Origin of the sequence: Methylobacterium sp. WL8 (genome assembly GCF_008040045.1) — a bacterium.
In the GTDB taxonomy this organism is placed as follows: Bacteria; Pseudomonadota; Alphaproteobacteria; order Rhizobiales; family Beijerinckiaceae; genus Methylobacterium; species Methylobacterium cerastii.
Genome location: NZ_VRVF01000064.1, coordinates 1 through 21,015 on the forward strand (window position 1 = coordinate 1; position 21,015 = coordinate 21,015).

16 protein-coding genes are annotated in these 21,015 nt (G+C 71.3%); 7 read left to right on the forward strand and 9 right to left on the reverse strand.

Annotated features, from left to right (window positions below; all coding sequences use genetic code 11):
* Positions 1 to 167: 167 nt before the first annotated feature.
* The 7 genes from ftsH (at position 168) to FV234_RS19630 (ending at position 9,907) form a co-directional block, all read left to right on the forward strand.
* Positions 168 to 2,090, forward strand: a complete 1,923-nt coding sequence (ftsH, locus tag FV234_RS19600; protein ID WP_147728678.1) for an ATP-dependent zinc metalloprotease FtsH — start codon at positions 168 to 170, stop codon at positions 2,088 to 2,090.
* 264 nt (positions 2,091 to 2,354) lie between these two features.
* Positions 2,355 to 3,695, forward strand: coding sequence for a phosphoglucosamine mutase (gene glmM, locus FV234_RS19605; RefSeq protein WP_147753241.1), 1,341 nt, complete (start codon positions 2,355 to 2,357; stop codon positions 3,693 to 3,695).
* A 322-nt stretch (positions 3,696 to 4,017) separates the two neighbouring features.
* Entirely contained in the window at positions 4,018 to 4,290 is a 273-nt protein-coding gene (locus FV234_RS19610) for a hypothetical protein (RefSeq protein ID WP_238272802.1), read from the forward strand.
* Positions 4,287 to 4,922: a TetR/AcrR family transcriptional regulator gene (locus tag FV234_RS19615; protein WP_147765026.1), complete on the forward strand. Its 636-nt coding sequence runs from the start codon at positions 4,287 to 4,289 to the stop codon at positions 4,920 to 4,922. Before FV234_RS19610 ends, FV234_RS19615 begins: the two co-directional genes overlap by 4 nt.
* Positions 4,919 to 6,169, forward strand: a complete 1,251-nt coding sequence (locus tag FV234_RS19620) for an efflux RND transporter periplasmic adaptor subunit (RefSeq protein WP_147765025.1) — start codon at positions 4,919 to 4,921, stop codon at positions 6,167 to 6,169. Before FV234_RS19615 ends, FV234_RS19620 begins: the two co-directional genes overlap by 4 nt.
* Positions 6,170 to 6,214: 45 nt before the next feature.
* Positions 6,215 to 9,304: an efflux RND transporter permease subunit gene (locus FV234_RS19625; protein ID WP_147831178.1), complete on the forward strand. Its 3,090-nt coding sequence runs from the start codon at positions 6,215 to 6,217 to the stop codon at positions 9,302 to 9,304.
* 9 nt (positions 9,305 to 9,313) lie between these two features.
* Positions 9,314 to 9,907 carry a DUF2147 domain-containing protein gene (locus FV234_RS19630; protein WP_147765023.1) on the forward strand — a complete coding sequence of 198 codons (594 nt, stop codon included), beginning with the start codon at positions 9,314 to 9,316 and terminating at the stop codon, positions 9,905 to 9,907.
* A 154-nt stretch (positions 9,908 to 10,061) separates the two neighbouring features.
* On the opposite strand, the gene FV234_RS19640 is transcribed toward FV234_RS19630, so the two are convergent.
* From FV234_RS19640 to FV234_RS19685, 9 genes are all read right to left on the reverse strand, one after another.
* Positions 10,062 to 11,252, reverse strand: a complete 1,191-nt coding sequence (locus tag FV234_RS19640) for an iron-containing alcohol dehydrogenase (protein ID WP_147765022.1) — start codon at positions 11,250 to 11,252, stop codon at positions 10,062 to 10,064.
* Positions 11,253 to 11,385: 133 nt separating this feature from the next.
* Positions 11,386 to 11,967 (reverse strand): hypothetical protein, encoded by a 582-nt coding sequence (locus FV234_RS19645; RefSeq protein WP_147831180.1) that lies wholly within the window; start codon positions 11,965 to 11,967, stop codon positions 11,386 to 11,388.
* A gap of 61 nt (positions 11,968 to 12,028) precedes the next feature.
* The gene (locus FV234_RS19650) at positions 12,029 to 14,035 is read right to left on the reverse strand and encodes a YgiQ family radical SAM protein (protein ID WP_246686238.1); all 2,007 of its coding nucleotides are present in this window, start codon (positions 14,033 to 14,035) and stop codon (positions 12,029 to 12,031) included.
* A 317-nt stretch (positions 14,036 to 14,352) separates the two neighbouring features.
* Positions 14,353 to 15,975: a gamma-glutamyltransferase family protein gene (locus tag FV234_RS19655; RefSeq protein ID WP_147764633.1), complete on the reverse strand. Its 1,623-nt coding sequence runs from the start codon at positions 15,973 to 15,975 to the stop codon at positions 14,353 to 14,355.
* Between the two features lie 58 nt (positions 15,976 to 16,033).
* Positions 16,034 to 16,789 carry an SDR family NAD(P)-dependent oxidoreductase gene (locus tag FV234_RS19660; protein ID WP_147764634.1) on the reverse strand — a complete coding sequence of 252 codons (756 nt, stop codon included), beginning with the start codon at positions 16,787 to 16,789 and terminating at the stop codon, positions 16,034 to 16,036.
* A gap of 463 nt (positions 16,790 to 17,252) precedes the next feature.
* Entirely contained in the window at positions 17,253 to 17,516 is a 264-nt protein-coding gene (locus FV234_RS19670) for a hypothetical protein (RefSeq protein WP_147764635.1), read from the reverse strand.
* Positions 17,517 to 17,559: 43 nt separating this feature from the next.
* Positions 17,560 to 18,477, reverse strand: a complete 918-nt coding sequence (locus FV234_RS19675; RefSeq protein ID WP_147753841.1) for an outer membrane beta-barrel protein — start codon at positions 18,475 to 18,477, stop codon at positions 17,560 to 17,562.
* A gap of 315 nt (positions 18,478 to 18,792) precedes the next feature.
* Positions 18,793 to 19,656, reverse strand: coding sequence for an outer membrane beta-barrel protein (locus FV234_RS19680; protein WP_147831184.1), 864 nt, complete (start codon positions 19,654 to 19,656; stop codon positions 18,793 to 18,795).
* 178 nt (positions 19,657 to 19,834) lie between these two features.
* Positions 19,835 to 20,839, reverse strand: a complete 1,005-nt coding sequence (locus FV234_RS19685; protein WP_147764636.1) for a porin family protein — start codon at positions 20,837 to 20,839, stop codon at positions 19,835 to 19,837.
* Between the last annotated feature and the right edge of the window lie 176 nt (positions 20,840 to 21,015).

Below are 21,015 nucleotides of genomic sequence, written 5' to 3' on the forward strand. Positions count from 1 at the left end.
GCCTCGCCCCCGACAGCCTTGCCCCCGACAGCCTTGCCACTGACAGCCTTGCCGCAGGGGCGCCCGGCTTACTTGGCAAGGGGGAGGGCTCTGCCTACATTGGCTCGGCGTGCGCGGACGAACCCGCAGCGGCGGGCAGCCGGCCCACACGCCCCAGGGATTGATCGATGAACCCGAATTTTCGCAATTTTGCCTTGTGGGTCGTCATCTTCCTCCTCGTCCTGGCCCTGGTGACCCTGTTCCAGAATCCGGGTCACCGCGGCGGCGGGAGCGAGATCGCCTACAGCCAGCTTCTCAACGACGCCGACGCCGGCAAGATCCAGTCCGTGGTGATCTCGGGCCAGGACGTGTCCGGCTCGTATGTCGGCGGCGGCAGCTTCACCAGCTATGCGCCGAACGATCCCGGCCTCGTCTCGAAGCTTTCGGGCAAGGGCGTGCAGATCACCGCGCGCCCCCCGTCCGACAACACCCCCTGGTTCATCCAGCTCTTGGTCAGCTGGCTGCCGATCCTCGTCTTCATCGGCGCCTGGGTGTTCCTGTCCCGGCAGATGCAGTCGGGCGCCGGCCGCGCCATGGGCTTTGGCAAGTCCAAGGCGAAGCTGCTGAACGAGGCGCATGGGCGCGTGTCGTTCGATGACGTCGCCGGCGTGGAAGAGGCGAAGGAAGACCTGCAGGAGATCGTCGAATTCCTGCGCGATCCCCAAAAGTTCCAGCGGCTCGGCGGGCGCATCCCGCGCGGCGTGCTCCTCGTCGGCCCCCCCGGCACCGGTAAGACCCTGATCGCCCGCGCGGTGGCGGGCGAGGCCAACGTGCCGTTCTTCACCATCTCGGGCTCGGACTTCGTCGAGATGTTCGTCGGCGTCGGCGCCAGCCGCGTCCGCGACATGTTCGAGCAGGCCAAGAAGAACGCGCCCTGCATCATCTTCATCGACGAGATCGACGCGGTCGGTCGCCATCGCGGCGCGGGCCTCGGCGGCGGCAACGACGAGCGCGAGCAGACCCTCAACCAGTTGCTCGTGGAGATGGACGGCTTCGAGGCCAACGAGGGCGTGATCATCATCGCGGCGACCAACCGTCCCGACGTGCTCGACCCGGCCCTGCTGCGTCCCGGCCGGTTCGACCGCCAGATCATGGTGCCGAACCCGGACGTCACCGGCCGCGAGCGCATCCTGCGCGTCCACGTCCGCAAGGTGCCGCTGGCGCCGGACGTCGACCTCAAGGTCATCGCCCGCGGCACCCCCGGCTTCTCAGGCGCCGACCTGATGAACCTCGTCAACGAGTCGGCTCTGTTGGCCGCGCGTCGCGGCAAGCGCATCGTCACGATGCACGAGTTCGAGGACGCCAAGGACAAGGTCATGATGGGCGCCGAGCGGCGCACCCTCGTCATGACCGAGGACGAGAAGCGGCTCACGGCCTACCATGAGGGCGGCCACGCCATCGTCGCCTTCAACGTGCCGGCCACCGATCCCGTCCACAAGGCGACGATCATCCCGCGTGGCCGTGCGCTCGGCATGGTCATGCAGCTGCCCGAGCGCGACAAGCTGTCGATGTCGTTCGAGCAGATGACCTCGCGGCTGGCCATCATGATGGGCGGCCGCATCGCCGAGGAGATGACCTTCGGCCCCGACAAGGTCACCTCGGGCGCGCAGTCCGACATCGAGCAGGCGACGCGCCTCGCCAAGATGATGGTCACGCGCTGGGGATTCAGCCCTGAGCTCGGCACCGTCGCCTACGGCGACAACAACGACGAGGTCTTCCTCGGCATGTCGATGGGCCGCCAGCAGACGGTGTCCGAGTCGACGGCCCAGAAGATCGACGCGGAGGTCCGCCGCCTCGTCGAGACCGGCCTGGAGGAGGCCCGTCGCATCCTCGCCGACAGGAAGGACGACCTCGAGGCGCTGGCGCAAGGGCTGCTCGAATACGAGACGCTGTCCGGCGACGAGATCAAGAACCTGCTGAAGGGCCGTCCCCCGGTCCGCGACGGCGGCGACGTGCCGCCGACCCCGGCCCGCGGCTCCTCGGTGCCCTCCGCCGGCCGCGGCCGGCCGAAGGAGAGCGACGGCGGGCTGGAGCCTCAGCCGCAGGGCTGATCGGTCTGATCTGTCGGCCGACGAAGAGGGCGCCATTGCGGCGCCCTTTTCTTTGGGCGGTTAGCCCATTCGATGGATGAGGGCGCGCGGGTCCCCTGTCGCGTCCGGGAGAGGGGGCCGGTCGGCGCCACGCTGCGGAGCAGCGATGAGACAAGCTGCGCGATGACGGCGTCGATTCACTGTAACGGGACGCGATCTGCGCTCGCCGCGCGATCGATGATAGGTTGACCGAAAGGTCGCGCGCCCGAGGGGACGGAGAGTTTCGTGAGAAAGTATTTCGGCACCGACGGCATTCGCGGCCGGGCCAACGGGGTGATCACGCCGGAGCTGGCGCTGAAGGTCGGCCAGGCGGCGGGGCTGGTGTTCCAGCGCGGCGACCATCGCCACCGCGTCGTCATCGGCAAGGACACGCGGCTCTCGGGCTACATGATCGAGACCGCGCTGATCGCCGGCTTCACCTCCGTCGGCATGGACGTGCTGCAGCTCGGGCCGATGCCGACCCCGGCGGTGGCCATGCTGACCCGCTCGATGCGCGCCGACATCGGCGTGATGATCTCGGCCTCGCACAACCCGTTCGAGGACAACGGCATCAAGCTGTTCGGGCCCGACGGGTTCAAGCTCAACGACGCGATCGAGCGCGAGATCGAGGCGCTGATCGACAGCGAGCTGCACACCAAGCTCGCCGGCTCGATGTCGCTCGGCCGGGCCAAGCGCATCGAGAGCGTGCACGCCCGCTACATCGAGTTCGCCAAGCGCTCGCTGCCGCGCAACGTGACGCTGGACGGCCTGCGCATCGTGGTCGACTGCGCCAACGGCGCCGCCTACCGCGTCGCGCCCGAGACCCTTTGGGAGCTCGGCGCCGAGGTGATCGCCATCGGCGTCGAGCCCGACGGCTTCAACATCAACCGCGACGTCGGCTCGACGGCGCCGGCCGCCCTCGTCGCCAAGGTCCGGGAGCTGCGCGCCGACATCGGCATCGCGCTGGACGGCGACGCCGACCGGGTGCTGATCGTGGACGAGAAGGGCCAGGTCGTCGACGGCGACCAGCTCATGGCGGTCGTCGCCCGCTCGTGGAAGGAGGACGACCTCCTGACCCAGCCGGGCATCGTGGCCACGATCATGTCCAACCTCGGCCTGGAGCGCTACCTCGGCGGGATCGGCCTCTCGCTCGCGCGCACGGCGGTGGGCGACCGCTACGTGCTCGAGCACATGCGCGAGCACGGCTACAACCTCGGCGGCGAGCAGTCCGGCCACATCATCATGTCGGACTACGCCACCACCGGCGACGGGCTGGTGGCCGCGTTGCAGGTGCTGAGCGTGGTCCAGCGCAGCGAAAAGCCGGTGAGCGAGGTCTGCCACTGCTTCGATCCGCTGCCGCAGATCCTGAAGAACGTGCGCTACCGCTCGGGCGAGCCCCTGCGCGCCGACAGCGTCGTCACTGCGATCGAGCACGCCCGCGAGCGCCTGGGCAACGGCGGCCGCCTCGTCATCCGCCCCTCCGGCACCGAGCCGGTGATCCGCGTGATGGCCGAGGGCGACGACCGCGGCCTCGTCAACGACGTCGTGGACGAGGTCGTGGATGCGGTGACGCGCGCCGCCGCCTGAGCCGGTCGGCTTGCGCGCATCCTCTCTCCCCGCAGGCGGGGAGAGGGCTTGGCCGACCTCGTCGTCGGCCAAGCGAGGCGGTAGCCGAAGGTGAGGGGGCTTGGCCGAAGGAGGCTTGTCCGTTGGCACCCCCTCACCGGCGCTACGGCCTTGCCTTCGCTTCCCGCACGGACGGCGAGGTCCGTGCGGGCCTCTCCCCGCCCGCGGGGAGAGGAGGCTCTCGGTCGACGAAGCGCATCCTTCGCCATCGAGCTTGAGAATGAACGTTCATTGACTCGGGAATGAACGTTCATTATACCGGCTCGGTACGCAGGAGTCCGCCATGGGCGTTTCCGTTTCCGACAGCCGCTCCGACCTCGCGCCCCGCCTCGCGGAGCTTCGCGCCGTCGCGACCCCGACCAACCTCGCGGTCGCCGCGCTCCTCGGCCTCGGCTGGGTCGCGCTGATCGGCTGGACCGGGGCCGGCCCCGCCGGCTGGCAGGCGCGGTCCTGCGCCGGGCTCGACCTGCGGCCCGCCGCCTGCGCGGGCGTCCCGACGGGCAAGGATGCGAGCCGCATCGTTCCGCACGAGCTCACGGCGAGCCTCGCACGATGAGCGCCGGCGGCGCAGCGGTCGCGGCGCGGATCGAGCCCTCGGCCCGGCGCGAGCACATCCTGGCGGCCGCCGAGGCCTGCTTCGTGCGCAACGGCTTCCACCGCACCACGATGCAGGACCTCGCCCGCGAGGCGGCGATGAGCCCGGGCAACTTCTACCGCTACTTCGCCTCGAAGGAGGACCTCGTCCTCGGGCTCGCCGAGGGCGAGCGCGCCCGCGGCGCCCGCCTGGTGGCCGAGCTGGAACGCGACGGCGACCGCCGCGCGGCGCTCCTCGGCATCGTCACCCGCTACTTCGTCTCGATCACCCGCGAGACCGCGATCCTGCGGATCGACATCTGGTCCGAGGCGACCCGCAACCCGGCCATCGCCGCGATGACGGCGCGGGGCGAAGCCGAGGCGCGGAGCTGGTTCGTCGAGACCTTCGGCGTGTTGGCGCGGTCTCCCGCCTGCGATCCGGTCGCGCTCTACGCCCTGCTGGGTCCCCTGATGAAGGGCATCGTCGTCGATCGCGCGCTGCTGCCCGACTACGACCCGGCGGCATCCGTCGCCCAGCTCCTCGCCCTGCTCGAGGCGGGCCTGGACGGGCGCCTTCCCCTCGCCCCGACCTCCTCCGCGGAGCCCAGCCGATGACGTTTTCCGCGCCCGGCGCCCGCCACTTCGGGCTCGCCGCCCTCGTCGTATCCCTCGCGCTACCCCTGCCGGCGCAAGCCGGAACCGCCCCGGCGCCGGTCAAGGCGGCGCCCGCCCCCGCGGTGAGCGTGGTCGAGGCGGCACGCCGCGAGATCGTCGAGAGCGTCGTCGTCACCGGCACGCTGGTGCCGCGCGACGAAATCCTGATCACCCCGGAGATCGACGGCTACCGCGTCACCGAGGTGCTGGTCGAGGAGGGCGCCCGCGTCGCCCGCGGCCAGGTGCTCGCCCGCCTGTCGCACGACCTGATCGACCGCCAGATCGCCCAGCAGGCCGCCCTCGTCGACAAGGCGACCGCCGCCGTGCCGCAGGCCGAGAGCACCATCGAGCAGGCGGAAGCGGCAGGCCTCGAGGCGCGCCTCGCCTACGACCGCGCCAAGCAGCTGATGCAGACCGGGAACGGCACCGCGGTGATCCTGGAAGGGCGCACCTCGGCGATGCGCCAGGCCGAGGGCAAGCGCGCCTTCGCCCGCAACGGCCTCGTCATCGCCAAGGCCGAGCTCGCCCAGGCCAAGGCGGTGCGGGACGAGCTGGAGCTGCGGCTCGCTCGCACCGAGATTCGCGCCCCGGAAGCGGGCGTCGTCAGCCGCCGCACCGCGCGGGTCGGCATCACCGCTTCGTCCGCGGCCGAGCCGCTGTTCCGCCTGATCGCACGGGGCGAGATCGAGTTGGAGGGCGAAATCGTCGAGACCAAGCTGCCGCTCCTGCGGGAGGGCCGGCCGGCCTGGATCGACATCGGCGCCGGCGCGCGCGTCCAGGGCAGCGTCCGCGCGGTCTACCCGGAGGTCGACCGGGCGACCCGGCTCGGCAAGGTCCGCGTCCGCCTCGACGCCGACCCGCGGCTTCGCATCGGCACCTTCGCCCGCGGCGCGGTCGAGATCGCCCGCACCCGCGGCGTCACCGTGCCCCAGGCGTCCGTGCTCTACGGCGGGCCGGCGCGCAGCAGCGTTCTCGTGGTCGCCGGCGACACGGTGGAGGCCCGCGCGGTCCGCACCGGCCTGTCCGACGACGACGACATCGAGATCCGCGGCGGCCTCTCCGAGGGCGAGCGCGTCGTCGCCCGCGCCGGCAGCTTCCTGCGCGACGGCGACAAGGTCCGCCCCGTCCCGTTGGCGGCCGTCGCCCCGGCTTTGGCCGAAGCGCCGTCGCCCGAGGCGAGCGCCGACGCCGACGCCGACGCCCCGTGATCTGAACCCGTCCCCGCCGCACGCCCGAAAAGGACCGGCCGCCCGATGCGCCTGAACGTCTCGGCCTACGCGATCCGCAACCCGATCGGGCCGCTGGTCCTGTTCCTCGTCCTGATCGTGCTGGGCCTCGTCAGCATCCGCGGGCTCGCGGTGACGCGGATGCCGAACGTCGACGTGCCGATCGTCTCGGTGGCGATCACGCAGAGCGGCGCCGCGCCGTCCGAGCTTCAGACCCAGGTGACGAAGTGGGTCGAGGACTCGATCGCCGGCGTGCGCGGGGTCAAGCACATCACCTCGGCGATCACCGAGGGCTCCTCCGTCACCACCGTCGAGTTCCGGCTGGAGGTGAACACCGACCGGGCCGTCAACGACGTGAAGGACGCGGTCTCGAAGATCCGCATCAACCTGCCGCGCACCATCGACGAGCCGGTGATCAGCCGCGTCGAGATCGCCGGCCTGCCGATCCTGATCTACGGCGTCACCGCGCCGGCGATGAGCCCGGCCGAGCTGTCCTGGCTCGTCGAGGACAAGTTCGCCCGCATCCTCCAGGGGGTGAAGGGCGTCGGCGGCGTCGAGCGCGTCGGGGGCGTGGCGCGCGAGATGCGCATCGAACTCCAGCCCGACCGGCTCCTGGCGCTCGGCATCACCGCGGCCGACGTGAACCGGCAGCTGCGCCTCACCTCGGCCGACATGGCGGGCGGGCGCGGCGAGGTCGGCGGCCGCGAGCAGTCGATCCGGACGCTGGCCGCCGCGCGGACGCTCGCCGACCTCAAGGCCACCTCCATCGTCCTGCCCGGCGGCCGCAAGGTGCGGCTCGACGACTTGGCCGCCGTGCGCGACGCGATCGAGGAGCCGCGCACCTTCGCCCGCTTCGACGGGCGCCCGGTTGTGGCCTTCGCGGTCTCCCGCGGCTCGGGCGCGAGCGACGCCGAGGTCGCCGCGGGCGTCGAGCGCAAGATCGCCGAGTTCGAGACCGGCTATCCCGACGTCCGGTTCGAGAAGATCGACTCGTCCGTCTCGGCCACGATCGGTTCCTACGATTCGGCGATGCACACCCTGATCGAGGGGGCGGCGCTTGCCGTGCTGGTGGTGTTCCTGTTCCTGCGCGACTGGCGCGCGACGCTGATCGCGGCCCTGGCGCTGCCGCTCTCGGTGTTCCCGACCTTCTGGGCGATGGACGCGCTCGGCTTCACCTTGAACGGCATCAGCCTGCTCGCGATCACGCTGGTCACCGGCATCCTGGTCGACGACGCCATCGTCGAGATCGAGAACATCGTCCGCCACATGCGGATGGGGAAGTCGCCCTACCGCGCGGCGATCGAGGGCGCCGACGAGATCGGCCTTGCCGTCATCGCCATCACCGCGACCCTGATCGCGGTGTTCGCGCCGGTGTCGTTCATGCCGGGAATCGCCGGGCGCTACTTCATCCAGTTCGGGCTGACCATCGCGGTCTCGGTGTTCATGTCGCTGCTCGTGGCGCGTCTGATCACGCCGATGCTCGCCGCCTACTTCCTGCGCGACCACGCCCACGTGGAGGCGCGCGAGGGGCCGGTGATGCGCGCCTACGGCCGCCTCGTCGGCTGGTCGGTGCGCCACCGGGTGATCACCCTCATGGTCGGGCTGGCGTTGTTTGCTGGCTCGCTGGCCTCCACCGGCCTCCTGCCCTCGGGCTTCGTGCCGAAGCAGGACAACGCCCGCACCCTGTTCATGCTCGAGCTGGCGCCCGGCGCGCGGCTCGCCGACACCGTCGCCGTGTCGGACCGGGTGGTCGCCCGCATCCGCGCCCTGCCGGAGGTGGTGTCGGTCTTCGTCGACGGCGGCCGGCAGGTCGGCGGCAAGAAGGAGACGCGGCTGGCGACGCTCACCGTCAACCTGACGCCGAAGAACGCCCGCGCCAAGTCGCAGGCCGCGCTGGAGACCGAGATCGCCGCGTTGATCGGGCAGGAGCCCGACATCCGCTCCTGGTCGCTGCGCGATTCCGGCCAGCGCGACCTCGCCCTGGTGGTCGGCGGCCCGGACGCCGCCGTGGTGGCCGAGGTTGCAGCAAAACTCCAGCGCGACATGGCCGCGATCCCGCACCTCGTCGCGGTGATGTCCACGGCGCCCTTGAACCGCACCGAGGTCCGCATCCGGCCGAAGCCCGGGGTGGCGGCCGACCTCGGCGTCTCCACCGACGCCATCGCCGAGACGGTCCGCGTCGGCACGATCGGCGACATCGGCCTGAACCTCGCCAAGTTCAACGCCGCCGACCGCCAGGTCCCGATCCGGGTGCAGCTGCCCGACAGCGCCCGCGGCGCGGTCTCGCGGCTGGAGAACCTGAAGGTGCCGGCCAAGAACGGCACCGCGGTGCCGCTGGCGGCGGTGGCCGACATCGAGCTCGACCAGGGCCCGGGCGCGATCGACCGCTACGACCGCGTCGTGCGCGTCGCGGTGGAGGCCAACATGGAGGGCTCGGACGCGCTCGGCTCCCTCATCGCCCAGGCGCTGGAGACGCCGACGGCGAAGTCCCTGCCGCCGGGCGTCACCATCCGCCAGACCGGCGACGCCGAGATCATGGGCGAGGTGTTCTCTGGCTTCCTCCTGGCCATGGGCGCCGGGATCATGATGGTCTACGCCGTGCTCGTGCTGCTGTTCGGCTCGTTCCTGCAGCCGCTGACGATCCTGTTCTCGCTGCCGCTCTCGATCGGCGGCGCGATCCTGGGGCTCCTGGTGATGAACATGCCGATCTCGATGCCGGTGGTGATCGGCATCCTGATGCTGATGGGGCTGGTGACCAAGAACGCGATCATGCTCGTCGACTTCGCCGTCGAGGAGATGGGTCGCGGGGTCGACGCCGTCACCGCCATCGTCGAGGCCGGCCGCAAGCGCGCTCGCCCGATCGTGATGACCACGATCGCCATGGCCGCGGGCATGGTGCCCTCCGCCATGGCGCTCGGCGTCGGCGGCGAGTTCCGCGCGCCGATGGCGGTCGCGGTGATCGCCGGACTGATCGTCTCGACCCTGCTCTCGCTGGTCTTCGTGCCGGCTTTGTTCCTGCTGATGGAGGGCCTGAGCCGGGTCCTCGGACGGGTGTTCGGCCGCTTCGTCGGCGCCCGCGACGAGGCCGGGCAGGCCCATCCGTCCCCTTCGCCTTGAGGAAACCGAATGCCAGTCCGTTCCGCCCGCGTCTCGACCCTCGCCCTCCTCGGCCTCGCCGCCGCAGCCTCCGCCCTCGGCGCGAACCCGGCCGCCGCGGCGGATCCCACCGGCACCTGGTTCACCGAGGACGGGCGTGCCCGCGTGCGGACCGAGCATTGCGGGCCGGGCGGCGCCAACCTCTGCGGCTACGTCGTCTGGGGTTCGAAGCCGCTGGGCGAGGACGGCAAGCCGAAGATCGACCGCTACAACCCCGACCCGAAGCGCCAGGCGCGGCCGCTCCTCGGCCACCAGATGATCCTCGGGCTGAAGAAGAACGACGACGGGCGCTTCGCCGGCAAGATCTACAACGGCGACAACGGCAAGTCCTACGACGTGACCATCTGGAGCGAGACGCCGGCCGAGCTGTCGGTGAAGGGCTGCCTGCTCTCGGTTCTGTGCCAGACCCAGACCTGGACGCGGGTGGGCGACGTGGTCCCCGGTCAGATCACCGCCGCCACCGACACCCCCGGCGGCCCGCGCTCGGACCCCGAATGGGCTCCCAAGCCCGGAGCCGCGCCGAGGCCGTCCGCCAAGCCCGCGGGCGCGCCGGCGCCGAAGTAGCGGCCCGGCGGTCTCACGAACGGCGACGGCGCGCTTCGACCCACCCACCGCCCTCATCCTGAGGTGCGGACGCGAAGCGGCCGCCTCGAAGGAGCCCTCCAGCCGGCCGCGCGATCCCTCGAGGCCTCCTTCGAGGCCCGCTGACGCGGGCGCCTCAGGACGAGGGCGTGGGTTGGATCGCGGCCGTGCCGGCCAGCGCCTCCGCGTAGATCGCGCGCGCGTCGGCGCGGGTCAGCGTCCGCGGGTTGTTCACCAGGAGGCGGGTCTGCTTCATCGCGTCGTCGGCGAGGCGATCGAGGTCGGATTCCGCGATGCCGACCGCCGACAGCGAGGCCGGGACGCCGCAATCGCGGCAGATCGCGGCCAGCGCCGCGACGAAGCGCTCGGCCGCCTCGGCGTCGGGCCGGTCGCGGGCGTCCGGGTCGAGGATCGGCGCGAGCTCGGCGTAGAGCGCCTGCGCCTCGGGCAGGTTGAAGCGCAGCACGCCCATCAGCACCAGCGCGTTCGAGAGCCCGTGCGGCACGTGGAACAGCGCGCCGACCGGGTAGGCCAGCGCGTGCACTGCCGCCACCGGCGCGTTGGCGAAGGCCATGCCGGCGAGCATCGACCCGAGCAGCATCCCGGAGCGCGCCTCGACATCGCCGCCGTCCGCGCAGGCGGTGCGGATGTGGCAGGCGAGCAGGCCGAGCGCCTGCCGGGCGAGGCCGTCGGAGATCGGGTTCTTGCGGTGGCGGCTGGTATAGGCCTCGATCGCGTGCACCATCGCGTCGACGCCGGTGGCCGCGGTGACGGCGGCGGGCAGGCCCAGCGTCAGCTCCGGGTCGAGCACCGCCCAGTCGGGCAGCAGGCGCGGGGCGACGACGCCCTTCTTCTCCTGGGCCGGCGTGGTGACGATGGCGATCGGCGTCACCTCCGAGCCGGTCCCGGCGGTGGTCGGCACCAGGATCAGCGGCAGGCGCGCGCCCTTGGCGAGGCCGACGCCGTAGATCGCATCGAGGGCCTCGTGCGAGCGGGCGAGGTAGGCCACGAGCTTGGCGGTGTCGAGCGCCGAGCCGCCGCCGATCGCCAGCACCAGTTCGCTGCCCGACGCCCGCGCGAAGGCGGCCGCCGCCTCCACCACGTGGCTCGGCGGGTCGGCGACCACGTCCTCGAACACCGCGACCCGGCAGCCGGCCTCGGCGAGCGCCGCTTCCGCGCCCCGGGTCAGGCCGGCGGCGCGCACGCCCCGGTCGGTCACCAGCAGGACGTTCTTCGCCCCGAGCCCGGCGACGAGGTCGGGGATCTTGGCGACCGCCCCGGCCTCGAACAGCAGGTTCGGCGTGGTCTGGAACAGGAACGGGGTCATGGCCGGGCGCCTCGGCGGAAGGGTGTTTCGCCGCGCCAGCCTACAGCGCCCGGGATCGTTCGCCAGCGGGAGCCGGCCCGGCTCCGTGGACGATCCGGGCGGAAAAACCGCCGCGTCGCGCAGGCGGATGGGATCACCGGACGACCGCTCCCACGTCCTGCCGCCAAGTTTGCCACGAGACCGGCAGGTCGCCGGACGCAGGCGGCATGCGGGACGTCTCGGTGGAGCTGCCCGTGAAGCCGCCATCGAAGTCGATCGCCTCTCCGGCGTAGCGGGAGGCCAGACCGTAGATCGCCCGGCCCCGGCAGCTTGCGATCAGGGATGCGCCTCGGGTGGTCATGGCCGGCGGACCCGCGGACTCGGCGAAGGCGGCCGACACGATCCAGACCTCGACGGCCTCGCGCGCCGCGATCGGCTCGGCGCAGAAGGCGCCCCGCACGCAGTGATACCCGCTGATCGCGACCCGCTCCGGCCCGACGAGCGTCAGCAGCACCGCCGCGGCGTCGGGTCCCCCGGGGCCCGGGACGACGCCGTAGGGCACGGCCCCCTTCGCCCGGGCGGCGACCGTCCAGCCCTTCGGCAGGACGGCCGCGATCCTCCGCTCCGCCGCGTCGGCCGACAGGGCGACCCCCTGACCGGCGGGGCACCCGCCTGGCCGGTCGCAAGCCGCCTGCAGGAGGAGGCCGAGCCCCGCCAGGATGCGGGCCAGGCTCACGCAGCCCTCCGTGATCGGCCGGGTCGGCCGCCGGCCGGCTCGGGGGCGAGGCGCCAGGCCGTCACTTCCGCAACGGTATGCCCTTGGTGGTGAAACGCGGCGCGCCCGGGTGGCGCGCGGGTCGCGGCTGGCCTCCCGTCTTGCCCCCCGCCTTGCCCCCTGCCTTGCCCAGGCCCGTTCCCGGCGGCTGCGAGGACGGCACGAGCTGCTCCGGCCTCGGCCCGATCAGGTCGGCGCGGCCCATCGTTCGCAGCGCCTCCCGCAGCAGGGGCCAGTTCTCGGGGTCGTGGTAGCGCAGGAACGCCTTGTGCAGCCGGCGCTGCCGCATCCCCTTGATCGCGTCGACCGGCTGGCTGCCGCCGCGCCGCACGCCCTCCAGCGGGTTAATCTCGGTGTGGTACATGGTCGTGGCGGTCGCCATGGGCGAGGGCAGGAACGTCTGCACCTGGTCGGCGCGGTAGTCGTTCTTCTTCAGCCAGAGGGCGAGGTTCAGCATGTCCTCGTCGGTCGTGCCCGGATGGGCCGCGATGAAATACGGGATCAGGTAGTATTTCTTGCCGGCCTTCTTGGCGGCGGCGTCGAACATCTCCTTGAAGCGGTCGTAGGTGCCGATGCCCGGCTTCATCATCAGGTCGAGGGGTCCGCGCTCGGTGTGCTCGGGCGCGATCTTGAGGCGGCCGCCGACGTGGTGGGTCACCAGCTCCTCGACGTATTCGGGGCTTCGGACCGCGAGGTCGTAGCGCACGCCCGACGCCACCATCACCTTCTTGACGCCCTCGACCTCGCGGACCTTGCGATAGAGCCGGATCAGGTCGTCGTGCGAGGTGTTCAGGTTCGGGCAGATATCCGGGAAGACGCAGGACGGCAGCCGGCACGCCGCCTCGATCTTCGGATCTTTGCACGCCATCCGGTACATGTTGGCCGTCGGCCCGCCGACATCCGAGATCACGCCCGTGAAGCCCGGGGTCTTGTCGCGGATGAGCTCGATCTCGCGCAGGATCGAGCCCTCCGAGCGGTTCTGGATGACGCGCCCCTCGTGCTCGGTGATGGAGCAGAAGGTGCAGCCGCCGAAGCAGCCGCGCATGATCGTCACCGAGAACTTGATCATGTCCCAGGCGGGGATCTTCGCGTCGCCGTAGGACGGATGGGGCGCGCGGGCGTAGGGCAGGTCGTAGACCACATCCATCTCCTCGCTGGAGAGCGGGATCGGCGGCGGGTTCAGCCACAGGTCGCGGTCGCCGTGGCGCTGGACGAGGGGGCGGGCGTTGCCGGGGTTGGCCTCCCGGTGCAGCACCCGCGAGGCGCGGGCGTAGGCCTCCTTGTCGTCCTTGACCTCGTCGTAGGCGGGCAGCCGGATCACGGTCTCGCCGGGGCGGCGGCCGGCGGCCTCGTCGGCCGAATCGAGGTCGTCGGCGGGCAGCTCCGTGTAGTGCTCGGGCACGCGGCGGAACAGGGCGACGCCCCGGACGGAATCGAGGTCCTGCGGCGCCGCGCCGGCCGCGAGGCGGTTGGCCACCTCGATCACGGCGCGCTCGGCGTTGCCGTAGAGGAGCAGGTCGGCCTTGGCATCCGCCAGGATCGAGCGGCGGACCTTGTCGGACCAGTAATCGTAGTGGGCGATGCGGCGCAGCGAGGCCTCGATGCCGCCGAGGATGATCGGCACGTCCTTGTAGGCCTCGCGGCAGCGCTGCGTGTAGACGATGGTCGAGCGGTCGGGGCGCTTTCCACCTTCGCCGCCCGCCGTGTAGGCGTCGTCGTGGCGCAGGCGACGGTCCGCCGTATAGCGGTTCACCATCGAATCGAGGTTGCCGCCGGTGACGCCGAAGAACAGCGCCGGCCGGCCCAACGCCTTGAACGGCTCCGCCGACTGCCAGTCCGGCTGCGCGATGATGCCGACCCGGAACCCCTGCGCCTCGAGCAGCCGGCCGATGATGGCCATGCCGAAGCTCGGATGATCGACGTAGGCGTCGCCCGTCACCAGGACGATGTCGCAGGAATCCCACCCGAGCGCGTCCATCTCGGCGCGGCTCATGGGCAGGAACGGCGCCGCGTTCCTGGATGGCCGCATCTGGCAGGCGAGGGGCGCCGGGGATCGGCTCGCAGAAGCTTGGAGGTCCATGGGGTCCGTGCATAGACCGCCGGGGGCGCAAGCTCAACGAAGGGCGCGCGAGGCGCGACCGGATCGACGCGGCCGGGACCTGCTTTCAGACCGCGCCGGACGCGGGACTCGAAGACAGGCGGAAAGCGGGCATTCCCACGTCGGCCCGGCATCCGTTCCGACAGCCGCGTCCGCGCGTCGATGGACGCGCGAACGGCGAGGCCGGGACGAGACCCGTCAGTCGACCAGGCCCGCGCCTCGGGCCGACGCCCCATCCGCCCCGCGCCTCACCACACCACCGCCTGCCCGTCGCGGCGCGGGTCGCTGGCGGCGGCGTAGCCTTCGATGGCCGGGTCGCCCATGCGCCAGATGAACTGGCCGGCGCCGAAATCCTGGTAGCTGTCCTGGATCACGTCGACCCGGTGGCCGCGGGCGACGAGGCCGTCGAGGGTGTCCTGCGCCATGGCCGCTTCGGCGTTGATCTCGAAGCCCTGGTTGAAGCGCCAGCGCGGGGCGTCGCAGGCGGCTTGCGGGTTCTGGCCGTGGTCGATCATCCGCACCAGGGTCTGCAGGTGGCCCTGCGGCTGCATGTTGCCGCCCATCACCCCGAAACTCATCACCGGGGCGCCGTCCTTGGTGAGGAAGCCGGGGATGATGGTGTGGAACGGGCGCTTGCCCGGCGCGACGCAGTTCGGGCTCGCTGCGTCGAGGACGAAGCCGTAGCCGCGGTTCTGCAGCGACAGGCCCCAGTCCGGCAGCACGACGCCAGAGCCGAAGCCCATGAAGTTCGACTGGATGAAGCTCACCATCATGCCGGATTCGTCGGCGGCGGTGAGGTAGATCGTGCCGCCGCGCACCGGATTGCCGGCGCCGAAATCCTGGGCGCGGCGCGGATCGATAAGCTTGGCGCGCGAGGCCAGGTAGGCGTCGTCGAGCATCTCCTCGGGGCTCACCCGCATCGCGAAGCCGTCGGCGACGTACCGGTAGGTGTCGGCGAAGGCGAGCTTCATCGCCTCGATCTGCAGGTGCTGCGCCGCCGCGCCGTCCACCGCCATCCCGGCGAGGTCGAAGTTCTGGAGGATGCCGAGCGCGATCTGCGCGGCGATGCCCTGCCCGTTCGGCGGGATCTCGTGGAGCGTGTAGCCGCGGTAGTCCTTCTTCGTCGGCGTCACCCATTCCGGGCGGTAGGCGGCGAGGTCCGCCACCGTCATCGCGCCGCCGTTCTCGCTCGCGTGCCGCGCCATGGCCTCGGCGATCTCGCCCTCGTAGAAGGCCTTGCCCTTGGTCTCGGCGATGGCGCGGAGCGTCCGCGCGGCGGCCTTGAGCGTCACCAGTTCGCCGACGTCCGGCGCGCGGCGGCGGGGCAGGAAGAACTCGGCAAAACCCGGCTGGCGCACGAGGTCGGGGACCTGCGCCGCGGCGGCCCATTTCTGCTGCACCACGATCGGCGCAAGGTATCCGCGCTCGGCGATCTCGATCGCCGGCTCCATCAGGTCGGCGAAGGGCAGCTTGCCGAAGCGCTCGGACAGGGCGACCCAGGCGCCGACGGCGCCGGGCACCGTCACCGAATCCCAGCCGCGCATCGGCGGGCGGGCGGCCGGCCCGTATTTCCGCGCGAAGTAGTCCGGCGTCCAGGCGGCCGGCGCCCCGCCCGAGGCGTTGAGGCCGTGCAATTCCTTGCCGTCCCAGAGGATGCAGAAGGCGTCCGAGCCGAGGCCGTTGCTGCACGGCTCGGTGAGCGTCTTGGCCGCGGCGGTGGCGATCGCGGCGTCGACCGCGTTGCCGCCCTTCCACAGCATCCGCATCCCGGCCTGCGCCGCCAGCGCGTGCGAGGTCGCGACCACGTTGCGGCCGAACATCGGCATGCGGATCGAGGGGTAGGCGGAGGTCCAGTCGAAGGTTTGCGACATGTCGGGTCCCAGATACCGAGCGGACGTACCGGCGTCAGGCTGAGATTCGTGCGAAGCCTCAGCGCGCCTGCATGCGCAACGCGCCGTCGAGCCGAATGGTCTCGCCGTTGAGCATCGGGTTGCGGACGATCGCCAGCACGAGGTCGGCGTATTCCTCCGGCCGGCCGAGGCGGGCGGGGAAGGGCACCGCGGCCCCTAAGCTGTCCTGGACCTCCTGGGGCAGGCCGAGGAGCATCGGCGTGCCGAAGATGCCGGGCGCGATGGCGCAGACGCGGATGCCGAGCGGCGCGAGCTCGCGGGCCGCCGGCAGCGTCAGCCCGACGATGCCGGCCTTCGAGGCGGCGTAGGCGGCTTGTCCCACCTGGCCCTCGTAGGCGGCGATCGAGGCGGTGGAGACGATCACCCCGCGCTCGCCGCCCTCGAGCGGGTCGAGCCCGGCCGCGCCCGCCGCCACCAGCCGCATCAGGTTGAACGAGCCGACCAGGTTGACCTGGATCACCTTCGCGAAGGCTTCGAGCGAGGCCGGCCCGTCGCGCCCGACGATGCGGGCGGCCGGGGCGATGCCGGCGCAGTTCACGAGGATGCGGGCGGGGCCGTGCGCCTCGGCCGCCCGCGCGATCGCCGCCTCGGCGCTCGCCGCGTCCGCCACGTCGCAGGCGATCCCGATCCCGCCGACCGCCTCGGCCTGCGCGGCCGCCCCGTCGAGGTCGAGCAGCGCCACCCGCGCGCCGGCCTCGGCCAGCGCCCGGGCGGTCGCCGCCCCGAGCCCGGAGGCTCCGCCCGTGACGATCGCCGAGAGACCCTGGATCTTCATCGCCCGCTTCCCGCCGGAGGACCGCGTGCGCGACGCGACGCCCGATCTCTAGCGGATCGGACGGCGGGTGGAAGGGTGCGGTGCGAACGGACGGGGCTTGCGCGACGCGCACTGCCCTCTGAAGGGGCTACCGTCTTTCGCCATTTCGCTACGGCCGCTGATGACGCGCGGGTCCCCCTCTCCCCGCACGCGGGGAGAGGCCCGGCCGCACCCCGTCGTGCAGCCGGGAGGCGAAGCCGAAGCGGGGGTGAGGGGGCGATATCGGATGAGCCTCATCCGGGTCGGCCCTCTCACCCTCGGCTGCCGCCTTGCCGCGACGACGACGAGGTCGTCGCAGCCCTCTCCCCGCAAGCGGGGCGAGGGGATGCGCGCGAAGCGAATCGCCAGGAGCGGAGATGTTTGAATCTGGTCGGCAAAAGGGGCGGCGCGGCGTCGTCGAGACGGGTGAGACTCGAACGCCGCCTCAGCGCGGCGGCGGCTCGTTGTACATCGGGACGCTGTCGTTGCGCGGCAGGTAGGCGCGCACGACTGGGCCGTAGGCGCGCGGCCCGGCATGGACGCCGTAGCCGCGATCGAAGCCGGGCAGGGGCCGCGGCGGGAGGCGGCGCGGCGCGAAGCGCGGGGGCGCCTCGGCGTAGCCCGGCCCCTGGGCCGCGGCGGGCCCGGCGGCGAGCGTCGCCAGCAGGCCCGCGAGAGCGGCGAGGGGGAGCGAGGTCCGAACGGGCATCGGGGTCATCCGGCGCGAGGGAAGGCGGTCGGCGAAGCGCCGATCAGAACTTGACGGCCGCGCCGCCGCGGACGGTGTTCAGGTTGGCCTTGTGCCCGTCGAAGTCGTTGAACAGCACGTACTGGTATTCGGCGCGCAGCAGGATGCTCGGCGTGATCGCGTATTCGAGGCCCCCGCCCAGCGCGATGCCGCCCACCGTCTTGGTCTTCGACCGGCTGAGATAGTTCGTGTAGGGGACGCCCGTCGTGGGATCGGTCTGGCTGAACGTCCCGGTGCGGTAACCGAAGTTCTCGACGTAGGCCGGCTTGCCGGTCGTCAGGGCCTGGTTGGCGTTGAAGGTGGTGGCGTTGTAGCCGGAATCCTGAATGAAGACACCGTCCGCGATGCGGGCGCGGCCGATCGCGAAGCCACCCGTCACGTAAGGCAGGAGGTTGCCGAACGCGTAGCCGGCGCGGGCGCGGATCGTTCCGAAATCGTTGATCTTCGTGCTCGAGGCGCCCTGCAGGCCGACCGTTTCGAGATAGCCGAGGCTGTTCGTCTTGATCCGGGAGATGCTATCCGACGACCCGCCGCCGCGCCCGAAGCTGGTGTAGTCGACCTCGATGCCGACGACGACGTCATCGTATTGGAAGTTATAGCCCGCGTATCCGCCAAAGCTCACGTCGCCGACGCGCCGGGACCTGGACGTCAACAGGTTGGAGGCGCCGAAGTCCGATTCGGCCGTCGAGTCGTGCGTCCGCTGGAAGATCAGCGGCTGGTACGACTTCTGGAATCCGAGGGCGGCCGAGCTGTAGCCGCCGTGCCCGCCGAGATACACGCCGCTCCAGTCGATCGTCGTGACGGCGGCCGGCGGGTCGTAGTCGGGGCCGCGCAGAAAATCGTAGTCGAGGTCGGCGGCGCGCGCCGCGGTCGGGCCGGCGAGGCTCAGGGCGGCAAGAAGTGCGTGGGAAGTCTTACGCATCACGGTCGTCCTCGGGGCGGCAGCACCGCCGCACTACGAAACCTGTTCTGTCTTGATAGGGAGGTAACCTTAATGTCGGGTTTCCACCGCGGCCGATATGCTGTGCCGATGCGAGGCACCGCGCACACATGACGGCCGTCGCCCGCCGGCCCGTCGCGATAAGAGGGAATGCCCGAGCGTGAACCGGATGCCGGCGAGGCGTCGGACGGCCCGCCGTCCGCGCGGGTCGTCGGGGGCCGTCCTTCCGCGCAAGGCGAGTCGCGGACGGCCCGAGGCCGTCCTGCGGCCCGTCCTGATCGCCGTCGAGAACCCGGCTCAGTTGCCGTAGGCGGTGTTGCCGACGCCGACGAGGTTCGGCAGGCCGCCGAGGCTGCCGATGCCGCCGAGGTCGTAGCGCAGGCCGAGGCGGAACTCGTTGGCGGCGAGGTCCTTCAGGCGCGTGCCGCCGTTGTAGGCGTCCAGCCCGCTCTTGGCGTTGCCGAAGTCGACGTAGCGGTAGGCCGCGTCCACGCTGAAGCCGCCGCCGACAGCATAGGAGACGCCGCCGGTGAGCGCCCAGGCCAGCGAGGCGACGGCGCGGCTCGGGCGCGTCACGGCGGTGCGCGGGCCGGTGCCCGGGTTGCCGTCGCAGGAATCGGCCGTGCAGGTGGTCTGGGTGTAGCCGCGGGCGACGCCCATGTCGGAGAAGCCGATTCCGGCGCCGACATAGGGCGTCAGCCCCCACCAGGTGCCGAGGTCGGCGTAGACGTTGACGAGGCCGGTCAGCGCGGAGACCTGCGCCGCCTCGACGTTGTAGCCGGTGGCGAAGTTCGAGCGCGAGGAGTAGGCGCGGTAGCGCGCGGGCCCGCGCTGGTCGATGGTCGCGTCCACGCGCAGCCACGGGTTGATCCGGTAGCCGACGCCACCGCCGCCACCGGCCGCATCGCTGAGGCGCAGGCCGACGAGGGGCGGCATGCCGGGATCGTTCGCATCCGCCCGGGTGTCGTCGTGCGGGCGCCCGTAGACCGATTCCGTGAAGTCGGCCCGCAGGTACCAGCCGCCGCCGACCTCGACCGGCGGCGCGGCCGGCGGGGGCGGGGGCGCCAGGTCGGCGGCCTCGGCCGCTCTAATCCCGAGACCTTGTCCGAGCCCAAGGAGAAGCAGCGCCGTGGCGGCGAAGCGGCGTTCGAGCGCAGCCATGGGGACGTCCTTACGCAAGACCTGACATCGCATCCCGCAGGACACCTTGCGAAGACTGGTAAACCACAAATCTTGTGAACGGCTTAACCGTATTCGTTCGGGTCTTCGTCGGCGCCGAAACGCAAGAAGCCGGCGCGGATGCGATCCGCGCCGGCTTCGAAGATGGCGTGCCGAAGGCTCAGTACTTGCGGACGAGCGGGCCCGGGGCCGGCTGATAGTCGTTCATCAGCGGCGGCAGCGGCGCGGCGACGAGGCCGCCGAGCATGTAGCGCACGCCGATCTTCACGTCGTGGGCCTCGATGTCCTTGACCTTCACGCCGGCCCCGGCCTCGCCGCAGCAGGTGGAGAAGCTGGCGCCGGTCGAGGCATGGCCGAGGTTCAGGTAGCGGTAGGCGAGTTCCACCTTGAACGCGTCGGTGACGTTGTAGGCGAGGCCGGCGTGGAGGGCCCAGGCGAAGCTGCCGGTGGTCTTGTCCTTGTAGGACTTGGTGTTGGCCTGGTTGTTGTAGACCACGTTGCCGTTGGCGTCGTAGACAGGAGCGTAGTTGTAGGTCGGGGGTGCGCAGGGGCAGCCGCCGCCGTATTGCGGGTTGCCGTAATCGTAGGCGTAGGACGCGCTGGTGTACTGGCCGTTGCTGCCGTAGCCCGAGACGTGGTTGAAGGCGTAGCCGGCGCCGGCGCCGACGAACGGCGTGATGCCGTACCAGGTGCCGAGGTCGAAGTAGGCGTTGGCGAGCACGACGGCCGAATCGAAGTGACCGCTCGACTTGTTGATGCCGTAGGAGCCGAGCCCGTTCTCGTCGGTGTAGCCCTTGTAGTACTCGCTGCCGCGCAGGCCGGTGGAGTAGCGATACTCGCCGGTCACGTCGGCGCGCAGGAACGGGGTGAACTGGTAGCCGACGCCCGCTCCGGCGAAGCCGCCGCCGCCGACCTCGTTGCCGTAGGAGCGGTTGGCATCCGGGTAGGGGTTGTAGTCGTAGGAGGTGCTGTACTTCGCCCGGTCGTAGACGCTGGCGCCGACGTCGCCGCGCAGGTACCAGCCGCCGCCGACTTCGATCGGCGGTGCGTAGGGCGGCGGGGGCGGGGGCGGCAGCAGGTCGGCGGCCGCTGCGAGGGAAGGCGCGCCGACGCTCGCCGCGAGCGTCAGGGTGCGCACCAAAGCGACGAGCTTGGAGCGGGCCATAAGAATTCCTTCACGCTTTGATGTGCCGGAAGCTTGCGGTGCCGGCTCTGCTGACAACACGGACCATGCCGGCAAGGTCTTAAAGCTGGCTTAACGTTAAAACTTAGCGTTATGGATTGTTTGAAGCTCGCACTCGTCGAACGCCGCTCTTGCACGGACACGGACACAATCGCCGT

What these genes read in the sequence shown, in the direction of transcription:
- ftsH (WP_147728678.1), top strand. Translation starts at nt 168, where the DNA reads ATGAACCCGAATTTTCGCAATTTTGCCTTGTGGGTCGTCATCTTCCTC.
- FV234_RS19610 (WP_238272802.1), top strand. Translation starts at nt 4,018, where the DNA reads ATGGGCGTTTCCGTTTCCGACAGCCGCTCCGACCTCGCGCCCCGCCTC.
- FV234_RS19615 (WP_147765026.1), top strand. Translation starts at nt 4,287, where the DNA reads ATGAGCGCCGGCGGCGCAGCGGTCGCGGCGCGGATCGAGCCCTCGGCC.
- FV234_RS19620 (WP_147765025.1), top strand. Translation starts at nt 4,919, where the DNA reads ATGACGTTTTCCGCGCCCGGCGCCCGCCACTTCGGGCTCGCCGCCCTC.
- FV234_RS19625 (WP_147831178.1), top strand. Translation starts at nt 6,215, where the DNA reads ATGCGCCTGAACGTCTCGGCCTACGCGATCCGCAACCCGATCGGGCCG.
- FV234_RS19630 (WP_147765023.1), top strand. Translation starts at nt 9,314, where the DNA reads ATGCCAGTCCGTTCCGCCCGCGTCTCGACCCTCGCCCTCCTCGGCCTC.
- FV234_RS19640 (WP_147765022.1), bottom strand. Translation starts at nt 11,252, where the DNA reads ATGACCCCGTTCCTGTTCCAGACCACGCCGAACCTGCTGTTCGAGGCC.
- FV234_RS19650 (WP_246686238.1), bottom strand. Translation starts at nt 14,035, where the DNA reads ATGCGGCCATCCAGGAACGCGGCGCCGTTCCTGCCCATGAGCCGCGCC.
- FV234_RS19655 (WP_147764633.1), bottom strand. Translation starts at nt 15,975, where the DNA reads ATGTCGCAAACCTTCGACTGGACCTCCGCCTACCCCTCGATCCGCATG.
- FV234_RS19660 (WP_147764634.1), bottom strand. Translation starts at nt 16,789, where the DNA reads ATGAAGATCCAGGGTCTCTCGGCGATCGTCACGGGCGGAGCCTCCGGG.
- FV234_RS19670 (WP_147764635.1), bottom strand. Translation starts at nt 17,516, where the DNA reads ATGCCCGTTCGGACCTCGCTCCCCCTCGCCGCTCTCGCGGGCCTGCTG.
- FV234_RS19675 (WP_147753841.1), bottom strand. Translation starts at nt 18,477, where the DNA reads ATGCGTAAGACTTCCCACGCACTTCTTGCCGCCCTGAGCCTCGCCGGC.
- FV234_RS19680 (WP_147831184.1), bottom strand. Translation starts at nt 19,656, where the DNA reads ATGGCTGCGCTCGAACGCCGCTTCGCCGCCACGGCGCTGCTTCTCCTT.
- FV234_RS19685 (WP_147764636.1), bottom strand. Translation starts at nt 20,839, where the DNA reads ATGGCCCGCTCCAAGCTCGTCGCTTTGGTGCGCACCCTGACGCTCGCG.